Source organism: Pseudomonas sp. MH9.2 (assembly GCF_034353875.1).
Classification (GTDB): Bacteria; Pseudomonadota; Gammaproteobacteria; order Pseudomonadales; family Pseudomonadaceae; genus Aquipseudomonas.
The window spans coordinates 4,870,813-4,891,222 of the sequence record NZ_CP133784.1 but is presented as its reverse complement, the minus strand read 5'-3'; the positions used below and the strand labels follow the sequence as shown (position 1 = coordinate 4,891,222).

General features: G+C 55.4%; 16 protein-coding genes. 14 read left to right on the top strand and 2 right to left on the bottom strand.

The features are described from left to right. Positions 1 to 13: 13 nt before the first annotated feature. Both RHM55_RS22455 and RHM55_RS22450 read right to left on the bottom strand, forming a co-directional pair. Positions 14 to 1,822 (bottom strand): aminopeptidase P family protein, encoded by a 1,809-nt coding sequence (locus RHM55_RS22455; protein WP_322178391.1) that lies wholly within the window; start codon positions 1,820 to 1,822, stop codon positions 14 to 16. Positions 1,823 to 1,879: 57 nt separating this feature from the next. Beyond that, positions 1,880 to 3,046, bottom strand: a complete 1,167-nt coding sequence (locus RHM55_RS22450) for a cysteine desulfurase family protein (RefSeq protein WP_322178390.1) — start codon at positions 3,044 to 3,046, stop codon at positions 1,880 to 1,882. Between the two features lie 1,123 nt (positions 3,047 to 4,169). Between RHM55_RS22450 and RHM55_RS22445 the strand changes: the two genes are divergently transcribed. The 14 genes from RHM55_RS22445 to RHM55_RS22380 all read left to right on the top strand — a co-directional run bounded on the left by RHM55_RS22445 (position 4,170) and on the right by RHM55_RS22380 (position 20,320). Beyond that, complete coding sequence (locus tag RHM55_RS22445; protein WP_322183077.1) at positions 4,170 to 4,931, top strand: hypothetical protein; 762 nt, start codon at positions 4,170 to 4,172, stop codon at positions 4,929 to 4,931. A 77-nt stretch (positions 4,932 to 5,008) separates the two neighbouring features. Beyond that, the gene (locus RHM55_RS22440; RefSeq protein WP_322178389.1) at positions 5,009 to 6,130 is read left to right on the top strand and encodes a DegT/DnrJ/EryC1/StrS family aminotransferase; all 1,122 of its coding nucleotides are present in this window, start codon (positions 5,009 to 5,011) and stop codon (positions 6,128 to 6,130) included. 5 nt (positions 6,131 to 6,135) lie between these two features. After that, positions 6,136 to 7,650 carry a lipopolysaccharide biosynthesis protein gene (locus RHM55_RS22435; RefSeq protein WP_322178388.1) on the top strand — a complete coding sequence of 505 codons (1,515 nt, stop codon included), beginning with the start codon at positions 6,136 to 6,138 and terminating at the stop codon, positions 7,648 to 7,650. A 3-nt stretch (positions 7,651 to 7,653) separates the two neighbouring features. Further along, entirely contained in the window at positions 7,654 to 8,592 is a 939-nt protein-coding gene (locus RHM55_RS22430) for a glycosyltransferase family 2 protein (RefSeq protein WP_322178387.1), read from the top strand. Next, positions 8,582 to 9,034 (top strand): low molecular weight protein-tyrosine-phosphatase, encoded by a 453-nt coding sequence (locus RHM55_RS22425; RefSeq protein ID WP_322178386.1) that lies wholly within the window; start codon positions 8,582 to 8,584, stop codon positions 9,032 to 9,034. Before RHM55_RS22430 ends, RHM55_RS22425 begins: the two co-directional genes overlap by 11 nt. Next, the gene (locus RHM55_RS22420; protein ID WP_322178385.1) at positions 9,035 to 11,251 is read left to right on the top strand and encodes a polysaccharide biosynthesis tyrosine autokinase; all 2,217 of its coding nucleotides are present in this window, start codon (positions 9,035 to 9,037) and stop codon (positions 11,249 to 11,251) included. Between the two features lie 34 nt (positions 11,252 to 11,285). Next, entirely contained in the window at positions 11,286 to 12,038 is a 753-nt protein-coding gene (locus RHM55_RS22415; RefSeq protein ID WP_322178384.1) for a WbqC family protein, read from the top strand. A gap of 52 nt (positions 12,039 to 12,090) precedes the next feature. Beyond that, a complete protein-coding gene (gene rfaH, locus RHM55_RS22410) occupies positions 12,091 to 12,606 on the top strand; it encodes a transcription/translation regulatory transformer protein RfaH (RefSeq protein WP_322178383.1) in 516 nt (171 codons plus the stop codon). Between the two features lie 50 nt (positions 12,607 to 12,656). After that, a complete protein-coding gene (locus RHM55_RS22405; RefSeq protein ID WP_322178382.1) occupies positions 12,657 to 13,658 on the top strand; it encodes a glycosyltransferase in 1,002 nt (333 codons plus the stop codon). Further along, the gene (locus RHM55_RS22400; RefSeq protein ID WP_322178381.1) at positions 13,655 to 14,911 is read left to right on the top strand and encodes a glycosyltransferase family 4 protein; all 1,257 of its coding nucleotides are present in this window, start codon (positions 13,655 to 13,657) and stop codon (positions 14,909 to 14,911) included. The genes RHM55_RS22405 and RHM55_RS22400 overlap by 4 nt, the downstream gene beginning before the upstream one ends. A 46-nt stretch (positions 14,912 to 14,957) precedes the next feature. Continuing rightward, complete coding sequence (locus RHM55_RS22395) at positions 14,958 to 16,412, top strand: hypothetical protein (RefSeq protein ID WP_322178380.1); 1,455 nt, start codon at positions 14,958 to 14,960, stop codon at positions 16,410 to 16,412. Next, the gene (locus RHM55_RS22390; RefSeq protein ID WP_322178379.1) at positions 16,351 to 17,496 is read left to right on the top strand and encodes a glycosyltransferase family 1 protein; all 1,146 of its coding nucleotides are present in this window, start codon (positions 16,351 to 16,353) and stop codon (positions 17,494 to 17,496) included. Before RHM55_RS22395 ends, RHM55_RS22390 begins: the two co-directional genes overlap by 62 nt. A 183-nt stretch (positions 17,497 to 17,679) precedes the next feature. Beyond that, entirely contained in the window at positions 17,680 to 18,897 is a 1,218-nt protein-coding gene (locus RHM55_RS22385) for a glycosyltransferase family 4 protein (RefSeq protein WP_322178378.1), read from the top strand. A 13-nt stretch (positions 18,898 to 18,910) separates the two neighbouring features. Then, positions 18,911 to 20,320, top strand: coding sequence for an undecaprenyl-phosphate glucose phosphotransferase (locus RHM55_RS22380; protein ID WP_322178377.1), 1,410 nt, complete (start codon positions 18,911 to 18,913; stop codon positions 20,318 to 20,320). The last annotated feature ends 90 nt before the right edge of the window (positions 20,321 to 20,410 follow it).

Below are 20,410 nucleotides of genomic sequence, written 5' to 3'. Positions count from 1 at the left end.
CGCAATCGACGGGTTAGACCGCGACGGTGCGTGTACGCAACCACTCCAGAGCTGGCCCTTGCAGCAATGGGCTGAGACGCTTGTTGACCTGAGCATGGTAGGCATTTAGCCAGTCACGCTCGTCTTGGGCCAGCAAGGAAACCTCAAGACAACGGGTATCAATAGGGCACAGGGTCAGGGTTTCGAATTTGAGAAACTCACCAAATTCGGTTTTCCCGGCATCAACCGCGAGCACCAGGTTTTCGATGCGCACCCCCCAGCGACCAGGACGGTACGTGCCCGGTTCAATAGAGGTGATCATGCCCGGCAGCATCCCCGTTTGCGGTGCTGCAACGGCTTGATAGGCGATAACTTGCGGTCCCTCGTGCACATTGAGGAAATACCCGACACCATGCCCGGTGCCGTGACCATAATCGACGCCCTCAGCCCAGATCGGCGCTCGAGCGATAGCATCCAGCAACGGTGAAGCGATCCCGCGCGGGAAATGTGCCCGAGACAGCGCGATCACGCCCTTGAGTACACGCGTGCAATCACGTTTTTGCTCGGCGCTGGGTGTTCCGATGGGCACCATCCGCGTGATGTCCGTAGTGCCACCCAGGTATTGACCGCCCGAATCGATCAGCAGCAGGCCATCACCTTCAATCTGCGCATGCTCGCGCTCGGTGGCACGATAATGCGGCATGGCCCCATTGGCATTGAAACCCGCAATGGTGGCGAAGCTTGGTGAGACATAGCCCGGACGACGGGCGCGAGCCTGACCTAAATGAAGATCAACGGACAACTCACTGACCGGCTCCTTTCCCTGCGTCGTTTCCAGCCAGGCAAAGAACTCACAAAGTGCAGCACCATCCTGTTCCATGGCCTGACGGATGTGTTGAACATCGGCATCGCTTTTTTGCGACTTGAACAACGTTGTCGGGTTGAGCCCTTCAACCAGTCTCACCTCGGCTTTAAGGTGATCCAGCAAGCCACAGGTGACACGCGTCGGGTCAATCAGTAGCCGTGCATCGGCCGGTACATCACGCAACGCCGAGGCAACGTTGGTGTATTCGACGAGTGTGATGCCCTCCCCCTCCAGTGCCTGGCGCAGCTCGGCATCAACTTTGACGGAGTCGACAAACAGACTGATCCGTTGAGGACCAATCAAGGCAAAGGAGATGAACACAGGATTATAGGAAACATCGGCACCGCGCAGATTGAACAGCCAGGCGATGTCATCTAGGGTCGCTATGAAATGCCAATCCGCACCGCGCTCTTGCAACGCCTGACGTAATTTGGCCAGTTTGTCGCCTCGACTCACGCTCGCCTGAGGTGGTAAATGCTGATAAATGGCATTGGTCGGCAACCCAGGACGGTCAAGCCATAGTTCTGTGAGCAGATCAAAATCCGTCCGCAAACTAGCGCCACGCTCATATAACCTGGCCGCGAGCGTACGCGCCGAAGCAACCGCCAGCACGGCACCGTCCACGGCGACAACACTTTTGCTCGTGGCCTTTTCAGCCAGCCAATCCAGCGGCCCAGGCTGGCCCGACATCAATTTCACCAACTCGATGCCACTGCCCGCCAGCTCTTTAGTGGCTTGCTCCCAATAACGGCTGTCGGCCCACAAACCCGCAAAACTCTGGGTGATGATCAGGGTACCGACCGAGCCATGGAAACCCGAAAGCCACTGCCGGCCCTGCCAATAGCCCGGCAGGTATTCAGAAAGGTGTGGATCCGCCGACGGCACCAGGTAAGCATCGATACGCTCCCGGCTCATCAGGGCGCGCACTTGCGCCAAACGTTCGGCGACCACTCCGTTGGTTTTCGACTGCGTACTCATTGACTCTCCCGCTGAACCGGTAATTGGCATGTTCCGGTTCAGATAATGGAGCAGCACTCACTGCTGAGCAACTGCCCAGAAGGCAGGCTCGGTCAATGAGGCCTTGATCAACCGGACGGCACGGTCAACATCGTCCTCCGTGGTGAAGCGCCCGAGGCTCAAGCGAATGGTCTGACGCGCAGACTGCACATCGTGACCAAGGGCAAGAAGCACATGCGACGGTGCATTTTTTGCCGAGTTACAGGCTGACGTGGACGAAAAGGCCAAGTCACTGCTCAGTGCATCCAGATTCAGATCGCCTTTGCCAAAGGTCAGGCTCAGGGTGTGCGCGACCCGCTGGGTAGGGCAGCCATTGACGCGCAAGCCCGGAATCTCGGCCAGTTGCTGCCGCAAGCGCAATTGCAGACGCTCGATCTGAGCAGTCTCATGCTCAAACACTTCGGCAGCCAAAGCGAAAGCAGCACCCATGCCCGCAATTTGATGGGTGGCCAGTGTGCCCGAACGCAGCCCCCCTTCGTGTCCGCCACCATGGATCTGAGCCTGCAAGCGCTGGTCGGCACGCGGCCCGACATAGAGCGCACCAATACCTTTTGGACCGTAGACTTTGTGTGCGGAGAACGACATCAGATCAACCGCCAGCGCGGCCAGATCAATGCTTACTTTGCCAGCACCTTGAGCGGCATCGACATGGAACAGCGCGCCGTGCTCACGGACGAGTTGGCCTATGGCTGCAATATCGTTGAGCGTGCCCAACTCGTTATTGACCAACATCAGGGACACCAGAAAGGTGTCCTCTCGAAGCGCGGCGCTGACAACTGCAGGAGCGATCAAACCCTGAGCATCCGGCGCCAGGTAAGTCACCTCGTAGCCAGCCGCCTGCAATTGCTGCGCCGTATCGAGAATCGCCTTGTGCTCAAGCTGGCTGGTGATGATATGCCCACCCCGCTGCACTCGAGCCTGTGCAACGCCCTTGAGCGCCAGGTTGTTCGACTCGGTCGCACCGGACGTCCAGACTATTTGCGTGGCCTTTGCGCCGACAAGATCGGCAATCTGTTGACGGGCCTGTTCGACAGCTTGCCGGGCCTGCTGACCATATAGATGGGAGCTGGATGCAGGATTACCAAAATTCCCGGATCGGCCCAGACACTCGACCATGACCTTAATGACACGCTCATCCACAGGTGTGGTAGCGGCGTAATCGAAATACAGCGGAAGGCTTTTCATAGACAGATAACTCTGAGGCGCACAACCCAGAACGCTGGAATGTTTGCGTGATGTCGAAGCGTCGAAAGCTTGATAGTGCCTGATTTTAAATAGATCAAAAAATTATTAATTATTATTTATATATTCCTGAAATGCATATAAAAAATATCACCCTAACCCAAGCACGCTTACCCCACTGATCCGGGCTCATCCTTGCCTGTCGGCTCAAGGTGATCAGCGTCATGGACGATACTCGTCTTTTGTCAAATAGCCCTACTAGACATAAGGGTTATTTCTACGTCTGCTGGCAGTTGAGTCCTAAACCGCCACATTCAACTGATAAAAAGTGAACCCCCTCTGCGGAGACCAGGAATCGACCCGCTCAACTTTCAAAAACCGCGCCCAGCAAAAACCACTCAACACCATAGTTACAACAGTGCCAATGCACTCATTCGAGCAGTTTGTGTCCTTTAATAAAAGCCAACTACACTCACTGCGGACCGGTGATTACTTGCCCAGACTTCACCGTGATTAATTGCATTATTCCCGCCTTTCTTATGCGTCTAAAAAACGTCGCAGCACCTAAGCGGTGCAGGCGATGGTTTTTTGACTCTTAATAAAATCAATAGCTTATAATCACAACAAAACCGTTTATCAAAAATTTAACAGTTTCTTGACGAAATAATTTGACAGAAAGGACGCCGCCGTCGATATATATGTCTGTCAGACGATTCGTTGCCAATGCAGCCCTGTCAAAGAGCAGAGCGCGCAACGCGTCAAGCCAACACGTTCTACAGTTCTGCCCACACAAAATTAGTTTTAGGCACGGTGCAGTTTCTTGCGCCTGTGGGAGTCCGTTAACTAATTGAACACTTGTTTTTTTACTGAGCGTGCTCGGTCGGGCGGTAGCATTGCCTGAGGGTTTACTTCGACCGCTCGTCTAAGTTACAGCGTGAACGTTTAAACGAACGTTTAAACATTGTTATTCAGTCACCAGGCCGCGGCGGGATCAGCAGATTCGGGCGGTAGCGTGTTTAAACGATGTGATGTGAAGGTGTTTGTTTGTAATGCATGCCCCTCAGCAATGGCAGCTGCACCGGATGGCCGTCCCGCTCACTTACTTACCTATAAAGAGCCTGAAGCGATGCCTTTATCTTTTGACATTGATGAGCCGCACGTAAAAAAGCTGGCCAATGAGATTGATACCAATGGCTTTGCCCAACTGAGAGGTGTCGTCAGCGAAGCCGATCTACAACAGCTGCGCACCTACACCGACCACCACGCGAACCTCCATCCCGGCGAGTATTTTGCCTATCACGGCGAACAGGCATTAGCTGGCAGCCTGCTGGTGAATATCTGGGCCGACCCCCGGTTCAAGGCATTGCTGGCCAGGTTGTATCGCGAAGCCGCAAACAAACAGGCCATCAGTGACCAGATTTTTCCGGTCCTTCGCTGTGTACAAGGGAACGAGGGACAACGGGAGTCCAATTGCTTTCATTACGACGCCAGTCTAGTGACCGCACTGGTTCCCATCTTTATTCCGCAAGACGGTGAAGAGCGCGGAGATTTAGTTCTGTTTCCTAACTTACGAACCGTGCGCTCGAGCGTGGTCCTCAATGTTATTGAAAAAGCGCTGCTGCAAAATCGTTTCAGTCGCACGTTGATGTGCCTGGCAATGCAACGCGGCTGGTTCAAGCCCACCACATTGCAGTTGGAGCCGGGCAGCATCTATTTCTTCTGGGGTTATCGCTCGCTGCATGCAAACCGTACTGTCGGCCCCGACCTGAAACGTGCGACCGCCATCTTTCATTATGGCGATCCTCATGCGGGCAGCCTTGCCACACGAATCATTCTTAAAATCAACCAACGTCGAGCCCGGTTGGTCAGCCGAAAAACAGGCAGTTAGCCGCCCACATCAACGCTCGGTTAGTTCAGTACTTCAATGCTCGCTATCACTATTCAGCGTCAGACATGGAGGCTTCGATGATCAACGTGACCAAGACCTACCTCGGAGACATCAACAAGTTCAAAACCTATGTAGAAGGCATCTACGCACGGGGCTGGCTAACCAATCATGGTCCCTTGGTGTGCGAGTTGCAGGAGCGCCTCAAGGCTTTTTTGGGCGTTAAACATGTGCTGCTGACCAATAATGGCACGCTGGCCCTGCAGGTCGCTTATCGCGCACTGGGTCTGAGCGGCAGCGCTGTGACTACACCGTTCAGCTTTGTAGCGACCAGCAGTTCGTTACAGTGGGAAGGTATTCGGCCGATCTTCGCCGACATTGACTCGCGCACCTGGAACATCTCCCCCGACCACATCGAAAGCAGGATCGTTTCCGATACCACGGCGATCGTGGGTACGCATGTGTTTGGCAACCCTTGTGCGGTCGAACGCATCGAGCAAATTGCGCGTAAACACCAACTAAAAACCGTCTACGACGGTGCCCATGCATTCGGGGTTCGTCATGCCGGTCAGTCGGTGCTCACGTGGGGCGACATCAGCACACTCAGTTTTCATGCGACCAAGTTATTCCATACCATTGAGGGTGGAGCGATCATCACCAACGATGACGAGCTGGCCCGGCGTGTGTACCTGCTGTGCAACTTCGGCATCGCCGACACCGACAAAATCGACGGCCTAGGGATTAACGCCAAACTCAACGAGTTTTCGGCGGCCATGGGGCTGTGCATTCTCGACGACATCGACAGCATCTTCGAACAGCGTGCTGAAATCGCTCATCGTTATCAGTCTCGGCTGGGCGATTACGTGGATTTTCAACAAGCCACACCCAATAGCGAGCTTAACAACAGCTACTTCCCCATCGGCCTACACAGTGAACAACAACTATTACGGGTGCGGACAGCCCTTAACAATAAAGGCATCAACCCTCGGCGTTATTTCTACCCGTCTCTGGACACCCTCGAATACCTGCAGCCCCAAGCCGCCCAGAGCGCTTCGCGAGCCTTGAGCCAGCGCGTACTTTGCCTGCCGATCTATCCGGGGCTGGCACACGATGACCAAGACAAGATCATCGACACCCTTATCACTGAATGCAGTCTTGGCCCGATCAGCTTTAAAGATACGGCCTTCGCTCAGGTTATCTAAACGCCATGCCGAGAAAACTTTCCGTCATCAGAAACACCACCTTGAGCTATGCCGGACAGGCCTACGCGCTGCTGGTTGGCATTCTGATAATGCCGTTCTACCTCGGCCATCTAGGGGCCGAAGCGTATGGCCTGATCGGTTTCTTTTCCGTCATGCAGGCATGGCTACAGCTACTTGATGCAGGGATGTCACCCAGCCTGGTTCGTGCTGTTGCGCACCAGCAGAGTTTGCCGACTGAAGAACGAAACGCGGGGCATTTGCTGCGCTCGTTCGAGATTATCTTCGTGCCACTGGCAGTACTGTGCTGCGTGGTGATTTACGCGGCCAGCCCATGGATTGCAGTGAAATGGCTCAACGCTCAGGTCTTGGATCACCAAACCCTTATCAGCTGTATCAGCATGATGGGGCTGATCATCGCCTTGCGCCTGTATTCGACGCTCTACAAAAGCGGCATACAAGGTTTGGAACAACACGCGTGGCTAAACATCGCCAATGTGATCATTGCCACCCTGCGCTATTTCGGCGGGTTGCTACTGGTCAGTTCCATTTCGAACGACCCTCGGGACTTTTTCGAATTCCAGGTGCTGGTGGGATTGATCGAAACCTTGATCTTCGCGGCCCGGGCCTACCAGCAAATGCCAACCCCGCATCTGTTGAGCGGTTTCAACTGGGCACTGGTCAAGCCGATCATTCCGTTTGCGGCCAGCATGTCCCTGACAACCGTGTTGTGGATCGTCTTGACTCAGATAGACAAGGTGTTGCTCTCGGAAATGCTGCTGCTCAAAGAGTACGGTTATTTCTCGCTGGTAGCACTTATCAGCACCGGCATCCTGATGTTGGCCAACCCACTGGCGCAAACGCTATTACCCCGCTTGACTGTACTGATGGCAGAAGGCCGTCAGGACGATATGCATGCTCTGTTTCTATCCGCCAACCGATTCGTGTGCACCGTTCTGTTTCCACTGGCTGCGGTGATCGGGGTGCACGCCGAACCGCTGATTTACGCTTGGACCGGTGACCACGTTGCTGCCCAATGGAGCCATTCGATACTCCTCTGGTACTCATTGGGCAGCGCGATCATGGCCGCCAGTGCCTTCCAGTTTTACCTGCAATACGCCCATGGAAAGATCGAGTTGCATGTTTGGTACAGCGTGGTGTCAGCCGTAGTGACCGTGCCGGTGATGCTTCTGGCCATCCATTATCAAGGCGCCTACGGCGCAGCAGTGGCCTGGTTCGCTCTGCGCCTAGTGTCTTTCCTGATCTGGCCACCGATCGTGCACAACCGATTGGCACCAGGCATTAATGGCCGATGGCTACACGATATTTTGCGTATCAGCCTGATGACCGCGATCGGGATTGTTATCAGCGAACCGCTGTTTCGCATGATTGCAGGTGATGACCGCATCACGACGTTCATGGGCCTGGCGGTGTGTGGTCTGGTAACCCTGACGCTGGTGGCAGCAAGCTATAAGCCTCTGGCCGTGAAGATTTTCATTTTGTTCAGCAAACCGAGTACTTGAGCCATGGATGCCACCTCGCAAAATGCCACCACTGAGCCGCGCGCTCCCGAGCCGCTGTTGAGCATCGTCTGCCCCGCCTATAACCAGGAGGCGTTTATCGCCCAGACGCTAGAAAGCTTTCTGGCACAACAAACGAATTTTCCTTTCGAAATCCTGATCAACGACGATGCGTCCACCGATGGCACTGCGCGCGTCATCGCCGAGTATGCCGAACGTTATCCAGGAATCATCAGGCCGTTTTATCAAGACGTTAATCAGTACCAGCAAGGCAATCCCTGCGTACCGGCACTGTTCAAGGAAGCGCGTGGACGCTACATCGCTTATTGCGAGGCCGACGACTACTGGACCGACCCACGCAAACTTCAAATCCAAGTGGACTTCCTCGAGAGTCATCCGGATTACGCACTGACCTATCACGACGCCATGTCCTTCGACCACGATGGTGAGCGAGGCATCCAGTTACAGGGCGAATTACGTCGCGACGCCAGCGCCATCGAACTGCAAAAGGCCCGACCGATTTCAACGCTGACCGTGTGCTTTCGTAATGTCTTTTTCAAGCTGCCGCCAGAGTTGCTCCTCGCGCCACTCAACGACCTGTGTTGGTGGTCGCTGCTCGGCGCATTTGGCAAAGGTAAATTCCTCGCCGAGATCAAGCCTGCCATGTACCGCCTGCATCCGGGTGGAGTTTTCTCCATGCGATCGCACAAACGGAAATTGCACATGAGCCTGCAGACATGCACCAGCCTGGCCAACTACTACAACCGTATTGGCAATCAGGAATTGTATGAATACTTTCTGATTCAGGTGTTTGGTTTGTCGCTGTCGGCCATAAGGCCGCTGAACAAACTACACGCGTTGCTGCTGGTGGCACGTAACGTCAGCGTCAATCTAAACAAACGTCTGTGGCTGATGCTGTCGGGCAGCAAAGGTCATGTTCAATAACCTGTTAGTGATCTGCGTCGGCAATATCTGCCGCAGCCCGATGGCTGAGGCGATGTTCCGCCAACGCGTGCAGGCATCCGGTGTGCAGATTTCATCGGCAGGGATTCACGCAATGCTTTGCGCGCCGATGGACCCTCTGGCCCGCGAAGTCCTGAAGACGCATCAAGTGCCTGCTCACCGCCATGAGGCGCGTCAGGTCGACCGACAGATGTTGCGCCAGGCCGAGCTAATCCTGCTCATGGAACAGGCGCAGATGCAAAGTATTTTGAAACTGGCTCCAGAAGCGCGCGGCAAAGTGTTTTTGATTGGCAAATGGCAACACGAGCTGGAAATAGCCGACCCCTACCGGCGCCCGAAACTAGCCTTCGAACAGACCTTCGAGCACCTTTCGCGTTGTGTCGATGACTGGCTCCCTTACCTACAGTCAGGAGTAACAAGATAAATGACCGCTATGAACCGCTCTTCCCTGGACTATTACCAGGACACCCGGATCGATTTGGCAACTATCTTGCGCACATTGTTTGATCACAAGGGTCTGATCGCCTCGATCATCAGCTTTTTTTGCCTGATCGGCGTGGCCTACGCGCTGCTCGCGACACCGGCCTATCAAGCCGCTGCGATGATTCAAATCGAGCCTAAAAAAATCGGCATTGAAGCGACTACCGAAGTCAGCGGCAAGCCTATGTCTGTGTCTCAGGCCACTACCGAGATCGAGCTGATCAAGTCGCGGGCCGTGCTCGGCCGTGTGGTCGAAGACCTCAAGCTCAACATTATCCAGAAGCCACGGTACTTCCCTGTGTTCGGCGCATACATGGCCCGAACTTACAAACCGCTAACCGAAGGCAGCTTCGCTGAACCCTTGTTCGGCCTGAAGAACTACGCGTGGGGGGGCGAACAAATCAGCGTCTTCCAGCTGGAAGTTCCTGACGCACTGCTCGGCGAACCGATGACACTGGTGGCCGACGGAGCAGACGCGTTCTCGCTGTATGACAAAAAAAGCAAGCTGCTGCTCAAGGGCCAGACCAATCAGACCGTCGAAGGCAATGGCGTAAAAATCCAGGTGGCCACGCTTAAGGCTCGCCCCGGCACTGAGTTCAAGCTGACAAAAGAGCGCACGCTGACCAGCGCACTGGAATATCAGGGCCGCCTGACCATCAATGAAGCCGGCAAGGATTCAGGGATCATTTACCTGTCCATTCAGGACACCAACCCCATACAGGCCAAGATTATCCTCGATGAAGTCAGCCACCTGTACGTGCGCCAGAACGTTGAACGCAGCTCTGCCGAAGCCGCACAGCGCCTGGAGTTTCTGCGCTCGCAACTGCCGCTGGTACGTAAGCAGCTTGAGCAATCAGAGCAAGCCCTGAACGCTTTCCAGGCCAGCGCAAAATCGGTGGACCTGAGCATCGAAACCAAATCAGTGCTCGACCAAGTAGTCAACCTCGACTCCATGCTCTCCGAACTGAAACTCAAAAGGGTCGAGGTTGAACGGCTGTACACCCGCGAACACCCTACCTACCGCGCGCTGATGACTCAGATGGGTCAACTTGAAGCACAGAAACAAGGCCTGTTGAAAAAAATCCAGGCGTTGCCTGTCACCCAGCAAGAGTTGCTGCGCCTGACGCGCGACATGCAAGTCACCACTCAGACCTACACCTTGCTGCTGAACAAGAGCCAGGAACAGGACATCCTTCGCGCCGGCAGCATCGGTAACGTACGCATCATTGACAACGCTGACGTCAATGTCGAAGAGCCAGTCAGGCCCATGCGCAAACTGATCGTGGTTATCGCAACCTTGATTGGCGCATTGGTGGCAGTCATCGTGGTATTCCTGCGCCAAGCGTTCTATCGCGGCGTGGACAACCCGGAAATCATCGAAAACCTGGGCATGCCAGTTTATGCCTCGCTGCCGTACTCGCGAAAACAAGAGCGCCTGGAAAAACATAACCAGAGCCGTTCCGCGGGCAAGGAATCGAAGTTGCTGAGCGTCTCCGAACCCTCCGAGTTGGCCGTGGAGTCGCTGCGCAGTCTGCGCACCAGCCTGCACTTCGCGATGCTCGAAGCACGTAACAATGTATTGATGATTTCCAGCCCGTCACCCGGTTCGGGCAAGTCGTTCGTGTCCAGCAACCTGGCGGTGATCATTGCCCAGACGGGTAAGCGTGTATTGCTGATCGACGCTGATATGCGCAAGGGCTATTTGCACAAGGTATTCGGCCTGCACCCTAAACACGGTCTGTCCGATACGCTCGCCGCTCGCCTGACAAGCCGGGAAGTGATCAACGCCACCGAAGTGCCTAATCTGGACTTTATCTCCTGTGGTTTTGCTGCACCCAACCCGTCGGAGTTGTTGATGCACGACAACTTCAACAAGCTACTCAGCGACTTGTCGCCGCTCTATGACTTGGTAATTATCGATACGCCACCGATCCTCGCCGTGACCGACGCCACCTTGGTCGGACGCCAGGCGGGCACCTGTTTACTGGTCACCCGTTTCGGCCTGAGCACCGTCAAGGAAATCGAAGCCTGCAAACGCCGTCTGGGCCAAAACGGTGTGGTCATCAAAGGCGCCATTTTCAATGGCGTTTTGCGCAAGGCATCGAACAATGCCTATGACTGCTCAGCCTATGGATATGACTACAGTCCCGCTCGAAAGTGAACGCACGGATATCACTGACATCAAGGAGATGAACATGGCCAAGACGCTCGCAATGATGCAGCCGTACCTGTTTCCCTACCTGGGTTACTTCCAACTGATTGCATCAAGCGATGTCTTCGTCCTTGGCGATGACTTGCAGTACATCAGGTCGGGTTGGGTCAACCGCAACCGCATCCTTTACAACGGCGAAGCCAAACTGATTACCTTTCCGCTGAAACGGGATCGATTCGATCTGCCGATCAACCAGCGTGAACTGTGCGACAACTTCGCCGACGAGGCTCAACGCCTGATAAGCCTGATCACCCAAAGTTATCGCAAGGCTCCGTACTTTGCTCAAGTCATGCCCTTACTGGAGCGATTGATAAACTTCCCTCAACAGAACCTGGCGCTTTACATCGAACATTCGATCAGGGAAATGTGCGCCTATCTGCACATTGATACGCCGATTTTTCGTAGCTCTGATTTGGACATCGGCCCCCCCATCGACAAACAGGATCGGGTGGTACGAATCGTGCGCAATCTTGCTTGCGAGCGTTATCTCAATCCCATTGGCGGGGCTGAGTTGTATGACCCTGAGTATTTTGCGCGACATGACCTGTCGCTGCAGTTCTTCAAAATCGACCCCATCGACTATCGGCAATACAGAGATCCCTTCGTAGCCAATCTGTCGATCATTGATGTACTAATGTTCAACTGTGTCGAGCAAGTTCAACAACTGCTGTCGTGCTACTCGCTCAGCAACAGCACCGCGCCTCATGGACATGAGGCCTTGGCCGCCACCGCCTGAACACCTGATGTTGTACTACCCAGTCAAACCCGGATTGCAGTGGAGTAAACATATGTCTTACACGGAAAGCCCCGCTCGCTGGTATCTAATCCAGACCAAGCCGCGTCAGGAAGCTCGCGCTGAAGAGCACCTGCAACGTCAGCAGTTCGAATGCTATCGCCCACTCAAAGCAGCGGCGCCGAAGAAGCGCAATCCACGGGCCGTCAGCGAGGAAGAGTTATTCCCCGGCTACCTGTTTATCCGCATGGATCAGGTGCACGACAACTGGTACCCGATCCGCTCAACGCGTGGGGTAGCGCGCATCGTCACCTTCGGTGGACATCCGGTGCCGGTGCAGGACGAACTGATTGAGCAAATTCGCCAACGACTGTTGTCCCCTGCCCCACAGCCGGAGTTTCAAGAGGGCGAGCACGTACTCATTAAGTCCGGCGGTTTCTGCGACATTGAAGCGATTTTCCTCACCGCGGACGGCGAAGAGCGTGCAGTGATCCTGCTCAATCTGCTGCAACGTGAACAAAAGGTCACGCTGCCCATCAGCAGCCTGGCAAGGATGGAAGCGCGAGTCTGAAAGGTCGCTTGCACAGACCTTCGATTTTTTCTAATCGCCTGGAACTCACCATGACCCCTAAAACAACGCTGGTGACACTCACCTATGGTGATCGCTTGTCTTACCTGCAAACGCTGGTCGGTCGTTCCTTGGCCAGCCCCCAGATCGAACGGGTAATCATCGTCAGCAATGCGTCGGTGGCGCCACTCGAATCCCTGACTCGGGCCTGGCCCGGCCAGGTTCAAATCATTTACCTGCAGCACAACACCGGTTCTGCCAAAGGCTACTCCGTAGGTATCAAGGCTGCGCTGGATGCCGGTGCCGATTACATCTGGCTGATGGACGACGATAACGCGCCGACCGTCAATGCCATCGCGACCTTGCACCAATGCCTGTATCAACGCGAGCGCATTGATGGCCGTGAGAAAGCCGCCGTATTGGGATTCCGCCCGACCCATCAGGCAGACTTCGCCGCCGGTGCCCCCAAGCGCTTCGCCATTCAGCGGCGCTCGAGCTTCTTCGGTTTCCATATCGCCCAGTTGCCCTACAAGATTTGGCGGCGCTTGCCTTGGGGCCATCCTCGGGCCAAGCAGTCGCAAATGCCCATGGTGCAATTACCGTTCGCGACCTATGGCGGCTTGCTCGCCCACCGCAGCCTGTATGAAAAAATAGGTCTGCCGCTGGACGCGTTGTTGCTGTATGCGGATGACAGTGAATACACCTGGCGTATCACCGCTGGCGGCGGCCGGATATTCCTGGTCCCCGACGCGCTCCTCGACGACCTGGAAGAGTCGTGGAACATCAAGGCAAAAACCAACAACATCTATGAAAGCTTCCTGCTGGGTGGTTCAGACCTGCGCGCCTATTACGGCGCGCGTAATCAGGCATGGTTCGACAAGAACATCTGGGCATCATCGTCATGGCTGTACAGTCTCAACCGCTGGGTGTTCTTTCGCCTGCTGCGGGTGATCGCCAAACGACGTGGCGCAGAACAACGCTTGAGCCTGATCGAAAAGGCCATTCACGACGGTGAGTCCGGCGTGCTAGGGCTACATCAGTCGTATCCACTATGAAAGTACTGTTCATCAACAGTCTTTATCCTCCACATATCGGCGGCGGCGCAGAGATCATCCTGCAGCGCACTGCGGAAGGCCTGCAAGCACGTGGCTGCAAGGTGGTGGTATTAGCCACTGCACCAGAGCCGGGGCTGAGGGAAGACTCGCTAAACCAGATCAAGGTTTATCGCGCGGGCCTGCGCAACCTCTATTGGCACCATACCGAGCAGCGCCCCGGGCAGTTGAGTCGACTACGCTGGCATATGCGCGACCGCTATAACAGCGACATGCGCGAGTATGTACGTGATGTCATCCGCGCAGAGCAGCCAGATGTGGTGGTCTGCCACAATCTGAGTGGTTGGTCGGTTTCAGCCTGGGACGAGATCCGCGCAGCTGACTTACCTATTGTCCAGGTATTGCATGACATGTACCTGCTCTGCCCCAGTAGCACGATGTTCAAAAACGGCAAAAACTGTGAGCGCCAGTGCTTCAGCTGCAAAGTGTTTCGCAAGGGCTATGACTCGCGCTCGGCCCAGGTCGATACCGTGGTTGGAGTAAGTCGTTTCATGCTCGACACCTTGCAAGGCCAAGGCTATTTCCAGGGTGCCAAGGCCTATGTCGTGCACAACAGCAGCCCATTCCCCGCGCCAACGGTAAAGCCTCGGCACGCCAATGCCCTGAACACTAAGGAACCGCTGCGTTTTGGCTACATGGGCACGCTGTCCGAGGCGAAGGGCGTGCACTGGCTGATCGACCAATTCCAACGCCTGCCGTTCGACGCCACATTACAGATTGCCGGACGCGGCCAGCGCAATGATGAAGCGCGGCTCAAGGCGTTGGTGACCTCGCCAAACATCAGTTTTGTCGGTTACCAAGTGCCGTCGGAGTTCTACAGCCAGATTGATGTGGCTGTAGTGCCATCCATCTGGAACGAGCCCTTCGGCATGGTCGCCGTTGAAGCGTGCGCCCATTCACTGCCGGTTATCGCCAGCCGTATGGGTGGGTTGCCCGAGCTCATTCAGGATCGGCTCAACGGCCTGCTATGTAACCCCGATGACCCGGACTCACTAGGTTTGGCCATGCTGCGCTTGCATCAGCAGCCGAAGCTGCTCAGCCGGCTTAGCGGCCAGGCACGTACGAGCGTCGCTTCGCTACTCAACTTGGACCTGATGCTCGACAGCTATCAAAGTATTTTCGCCCAGACCCTTCTGGACAAAATCGTACGGCATGAAGATCAACCCCTGTCCCATTCGGTATTGCCCGGCCCGTGACCCTGAGCAACCGCTCCGGACCGTTGTTTCTTCACTGAGACGAAACATGCTCACTCCTAATCTAACCACGTCACGCCAGCAACTGACGTTATTTCTCACGAGCCTGTTTCTCAGCATCGCAGCCATGGGTGATGAATCGTTCATCGTTGGCGTTGGTACTCACCTGCTCAATAAAAACGACTCATCGGCCAGCGCCATGAAATTGATCAGCGACGCTGGGATCGACTCGGTACGTGACGAAGCCTATTGGTCGACGGCTGAACCCCGGCGTGGCCAGTTACATATCGACCCGGCCTGGAAAGACTGGTTGAGCAAAGCGCACGAACATCGATTAGGACCGCTGTTGGTACTGGGTTATGGCAACCCGTTTTACGCCAACAATGCAAAACCCCGCGAGCCGCAAGTCAGGGCAGCCTTCGGCAACTATGCAAGTTTCGTCACTAGGAAGTTGAGGGGCCGCGTCGATTTTTTCGAAATATGGAATGAGTGGGACTCAGAGAACCCGGCCGATGCGGGTTCCTCAGCCGATTACATCGCCTTGATTAATGAAACTGTGCAGCGTATTCGAGAGCAAAACCATCCTGTAAAAATTCTGGCGGGCGCTATCACCAGCAGAGGAATCGACTTGGGATTCGCTGATCGTTTACTCGAAGCGGATGTGCTGTCCAAAGTGGATGGCCTGTCACTGCATCCGTCTGTGTATTGCCGGAATGTCGAGCGCCATACCCCGGAACACTGGATTGCCTGGCTGCGCGAGGTGGATGCAAATTTTAGGTCGATTGCGGGCAAACCAGTGCCTTTGTACCTGACTGAAATGGGCTGGCCCAGCAACGAAGGTAAGTGCGGCGTGGATGAAAAAACCCAAGCTGCGTACCTCGCCCGCAGCTTCTTTCTGGTGCGTACCGTGCCGGATATCAAGGGCATGTGGTGGTATGACCTCCTCAATGACGGCGAAGACCGCAGCGATCTGAAACAGAATTTCGGCCTGCTGGAGCAAGACATGACGATCAAGCCGGCCTACCTGACCCTCAAGGCAATCAGTCCAACGTTACGCGAATACAGTTATGAGCCGGAAAAAAGCCGAGTGGAAGGCTCGACTTACCTCCTGCGTTTCTCCAAAGGCCCGGAACAGATACTGGTGGCCTGGAGCGCAGGCGAGAACCCGCAGCAGATACACATAGATGCCAGCAGCGCGCAGCGTGGCAATGTACAGATCATTGACACCGGCGAGCCCGAAAAGGGCCGTTTCGACAGCGGTATTGCCTGGCAATGCGACGACAGTCGCTGCTCGGCACTGCTCCCTATAACCGGTTTTCCTAAAATCATCAGCCTGGGCATCAAACCTCCGCTCTTTAGCCCGGTAAATTGCGCGCCCTTACAGCCATGGCCGGCAACTGACCCTATTTTTACCCTTCAACCTTCCCCTCAGGTCGCCTCCGATGATTGTGATCAATGCTCGTTTTCTCACTCAGGAACTGCGCGGTGTGCAACGGTTCGCTGAGCAGATCTGTCTGGCGCTCAAGCAGATGCGAGACGACGTGGTCTTTGTTGCCCCTCATGGCATTAAAATGCACGAAAGCGCCAAGGCGCTAGAGGTGCAATGCATTGGCCGCAATAGCGGTCACCTCTGGGAACAACTGGACCTGCCGCTGTATCTGCGTCGCCAGGGCAACCCATTGCTAGTGTCACTGTGCAGCACTGCGCCGCTGATGTATGGCAACCAGATTGCCACCCACCACGACATCACTTACGTACGTCACCCGGAAAGCTACACCCGCGCATTTCGTACCCTGTATCGGGTGATGACCCCCATCCTGCTGATGCGGATCAAAGCGCTGTTGACCGTGAGCAATTTTTCGAAAGGGGAAATTTCACAGTTCTATAATTACCCCGAGAGCAAGATTTTCGTAGTACCCAATGCGGTCAGCGACGACTTTCAACCGGGGCCGCCACTCACCAACAAGCAGAACTACCTGCTGGCGGTGTCTTCACCCAGTGCGCACAAAAACTTCAGTCGCATGATCGAAGCATTCCTGACATTGCGTACTCAAGAGGATCTGCAATTGCACATTGTCGGTGCCGCGAGCGAAATCTTCTCTGACCCTAGCCTGCAACGTCTGGCCAGCAGCGATCCCCGCATCCACTTTCTCGGCAGGCTCAGCGACACCGAGCTGATAGCACAATATCAGGGCGCAACAGCTTTCGTATTCCCCTCACTGTATGAGGGCTTCGGCATCCCGCCGCTGGAAGCACAGGCCTGTGGTTGCCCGGTACTGGCAGCCAATGCCGCATCGATTCCCGAGGTGCTGCAAGCCAGCGCGCTGTACTTCGACCCCCTGGACGTCGGCCATATTGCCTCGGCCATGGAGCGCATTCTTACCGATATTTCATTACGTCAATCTCTGCGCCGTCGCGGCTTGAACAACGTGACACGGTTTTCCTGGGAGGACTCGGCCCGCCGCGTTTCCCAACGCATCGATGCCGTGCTCACGCAACCCAGCGCCCCAGAACTGCCCCGGCACACGGCGACGAAGCAGGCTGTTAACGAGAGCATTCCTGCGAAATCGTCTTCCAGTAAGTCTTGAAGTATTCCTATTGCTGCTATGGCTGGGTGCGATCAGTCATTCGCGGAATCTGTTGCGCCCATCAGTGTTGATGCTGTGTCGAACTGCCTTTTATCAAACTCGGTACGCGCCTTAACAATCGTCACACCAAGACGCAGCCTGCCCGAGTCTGAACCCGGGCGTGTGCACACATGAGAAAATCCAATGAAAATTGCTATCGTCCATGACTGGCTGGTGACCTACGCTGGCGCCGAGCGCGTGCTCGCTGCGCTGATAAAGGCCTGGCCGGAGGCTGATCTGTTCTCGGTGATCGATTTTCTCAGCGATCAGGATCGCGCCCATTTGGGTGGCAAGAAGGCTCAGACTACGTTCATCCAGAATCTGCCAAAAGCCAAAACCCATTATCAGAAATACTTGCCCTTGATGCCGCTGGCCATCGAGCAACTGGATCTGTCCGGTTATGACCTGATCATTTCCAGTAGCCATGCCGTGGCCAAAGGGGTGCTGAGCGGCCCCGATCAGTTGCACATCAGCTATGTCCATTCGCCGATCCGCTACGCCTGGGACTTGCAACACCAGTACCTGCACGAAGCCGGCCTGAACAAAGGCTTCAAAGGCAAGCTTGCGCGGATAGTTCTGCATTACATACGCATGTGGGATCAACGCACCGCCGCCGGGGTCGATGACTTTATCGCCAACTCGTATTTCATTGGCCGGCGCATCTCCAAAGCCTATCGCCGCGAATCGACAGTGATCTACCCACCGGTGGACACCTTGGGGTTCACCCTGCAAGAAACCAAACAGGAGTACTACCTGACGGCCTCGCGCATGGTGCCTTACAAGCGCATGCCGATGATCATCGAAGCTTTCGCGGCAATGCCGGACAAACGTCTGATCGTGATCGGCGATGGTCCGGAAATGGCAAAAGCACGCGCCATCCACGCGCCGAACGTGACCCTGCTGGGTTATCAACCGTTTGCCGTGTTGCTCGAACACATGCGCAACGCCAAGGCCTTTGTCTTTGCCGCCGAGGAAGACTTCGGCATCAGCCCGGTAGAAGCGCAAGCCTGTGGCACCCCTGTGATCGCCTATGCCAAGGGTGGCGTGCTTGAAACCATCTGTGGCCTCGACCATCCCATGCCGACCGGCGTGTTCTATCACCAGCAGACGGTATCCGCACTGGTGGCGGCCATCGGCGAATTCGAAAACGCCAAGCCCCGGATCAGCGCCCAGTCCTGTCGCACCAACGCCGAGCGTTTTTCCTGCGAGCGCTTCGAGCAAGAGATCAAAAACTTCGTCGAAGCACGCTTGAGCGCCGCGCACACCTCGCGCCATCCTCGGCCAGCGAGCGCAGCAGTATCTACTCCGCCAGTGGCCGTCGCCGATCACCACGCACGTGTAGTTCCGATCAAATCACTCTGAACGAGCACAGGTCATGAGCACACAATTTCGTGGCATTTTGCATGCTAACCAATCCCTGCTATCCGTCGCCCACCGCTTGCTTGATCTAACCGTCATCGTGCTCTGCGGCTATTGGCTGAACCGGGTCGAAGGCTCACCCATGGGCGCCGAGCCGTGGATCCTGATCATGCTTTCGGTGCTGGTCTTCCACTGGATCGGCGAGTATCACCAGCTCTATGGCTCTTGGCGCGGAGAACGCATTCTGCGTGAACTGACCAAAATCTTCAGTTATTGGTCGACGACGTTCGTCATCCTGCTGACGGTGAACTACCTGCTGTTTAACCACGTCAGTGTGCCGGACAACGGCCAAATGGCCTGGTTCGCGCTGGTGCTGGTGACGCTGTGCAGTTATCGACTATTGATCCGCAGCCTGTTGCACAACTTGCGGCGGCGAGGCTTTAACACTCGCCGCGTGGCTATTGTCGGTACGGGGCAATGTGGTGAACGCTTGGCCACCTCGATTTCCAGCGCCCCCTGGATGGGCATGGATCTGCTCGGTTTCTACGATGAGGAGCCTCAGCAGATGGACCTCACCGTCGTTGGCCGAAGAGTGCCGGTACTGGGCAATCTGGAGCAGTTGATCAACGATGCTCGTGAAGGTCGCGTTGACAAGATTTACATCACCCTTGCACTCGGTCAGCCACACCTGTGCGAGTTGGTCAAAGGCTTGAGCGACACCACCGCATCGGTGTACCTGATTCCGGATATGTTCATGTTCGAGCTGCTGCACGCACGCAGTGAGAGCATCAACGGCCTGGCCAGTATCAGCATTTTCGATTCCCCCATGGACGGCGCCTCGCGCGTGGTCAAACGCGTGGAAGACATCGTGCTGTCCAGCCTGATTCTGTTGATGATCGCCTTACCCCTGGTATTGATTGCAATCGCAATCAAGCTCACATCCCCCGGCCCCGTACTGTTTCGACAGCGTCGTTATGGACTGGATGGACGGCCAATCATGGTCTGGAAGTTTCGCAGCATGAGCGTGCAGGAAAACGGCGATAACGTCCGTCAGGCCACGCGCAATGACGCACGAATCACACCCCTCGGCGCTTTCCTGCGTCGCACCTCACTTGACGAGCTGCCGCAATTTTTCAACGTGTTGCGCGGTGACATGTCCATCGTCGGCCCACGGCCTCATGCGGTGGCGCACAACGAGCAATACCGCAAGCAAGTCAGCGGTTACATGCTGCGGCACAAGGTCAAACCGGGAATCACCGGCTGGGCGCAGATCAATGGCTGGCGTGGCGAAACGGACACGCTGGACAAGATGCAGAAACGCGTCGAATTCGACCTTGAATACATCGAACACTGGTCAATCTGGCTGGACATAAAAATCATTCTGTTGACCCTGTTCAAAGGCTTTCTCAACAAAAACGCATTTTAAATAAATCATCTATCTTTTGTATAACCAGGCTCGTTGAGGAGGCGAACCGGGGCGTGCACGACTGCAATAACGCGGTACCGGTGTTGGTAA

Coding starts and splice junctions, on each gene's coding strand:
- RHM55_RS22395 (WP_322178380.1), top strand. CDS start 14,958: ATGCTCACTCCTAATCTAACCACGTCACGCCAGCAACTGACGTTATTT.
- RHM55_RS22450 (WP_322178390.1), bottom strand. CDS start 3,046: ATGAAAAGCCTTCCGCTGTATTTCGATTACGCCGCTACCACACCTGTG.
- RHM55_RS22420 (WP_322178385.1), top strand. CDS start 9,035: ATGACCGCTATGAACCGCTCTTCCCTGGACTATTACCAGGACACCCGG.
- RHM55_RS22415 (WP_322178384.1), top strand. CDS start 11,286: ATGGCCAAGACGCTCGCAATGATGCAGCCGTACCTGTTTCCCTACCTG.
- RHM55_RS22440 (WP_322178389.1), top strand. CDS start 5,009: ATGATCAACGTGACCAAGACCTACCTCGGAGACATCAACAAGTTCAAA.
- RHM55_RS22425 (WP_322178386.1), top strand. CDS start 8,582: ATGTTCAATAACCTGTTAGTGATCTGCGTCGGCAATATCTGCCGCAGC.
- RHM55_RS22380 (WP_322178377.1), top strand. CDS start 18,911: ATGAGCACACAATTTCGTGGCATTTTGCATGCTAACCAATCCCTGCTA.
- RHM55_RS22400 (WP_322178381.1), top strand. CDS start 13,655: ATGAAAGTACTGTTCATCAACAGTCTTTATCCTCCACATATCGGCGGC.
- RHM55_RS22435 (WP_322178388.1), top strand. CDS start 6,136: ATGCCGAGAAAACTTTCCGTCATCAGAAACACCACCTTGAGCTATGCC.
- RHM55_RS22430 (WP_322178387.1), top strand. CDS start 7,654: ATGGATGCCACCTCGCAAAATGCCACCACTGAGCCGCGCGCTCCCGAG.
- RHM55_RS22385 (WP_322178378.1), top strand. CDS start 17,680: ATGAAAATTGCTATCGTCCATGACTGGCTGGTGACCTACGCTGGCGCC.
- rfaH (WP_322178383.1), top strand. CDS start 12,091: ATGTCTTACACGGAAAGCCCCGCTCGCTGGTATCTAATCCAGACCAAG.
- RHM55_RS22445 (WP_322183077.1), top strand. CDS start 4,170: ATGCCTTTATCTTTTGACATTGATGAGCCGCACGTAAAAAAGCTGGCC.
- RHM55_RS22455 (WP_322178391.1), bottom strand. CDS start 1,822: ATGAGTACGCAGTCGAAAACCAACGGAGTGGTCGCCGAACGTTTGGCG.
- RHM55_RS22390 (WP_322178379.1), top strand. CDS start 16,351: ATGATTGTGATCAATGCTCGTTTTCTCACTCAGGAACTGCGCGGTGTG.
- RHM55_RS22405 (WP_322178382.1), top strand. CDS start 12,657: ATGACCCCTAAAACAACGCTGGTGACACTCACCTATGGTGATCGCTTG.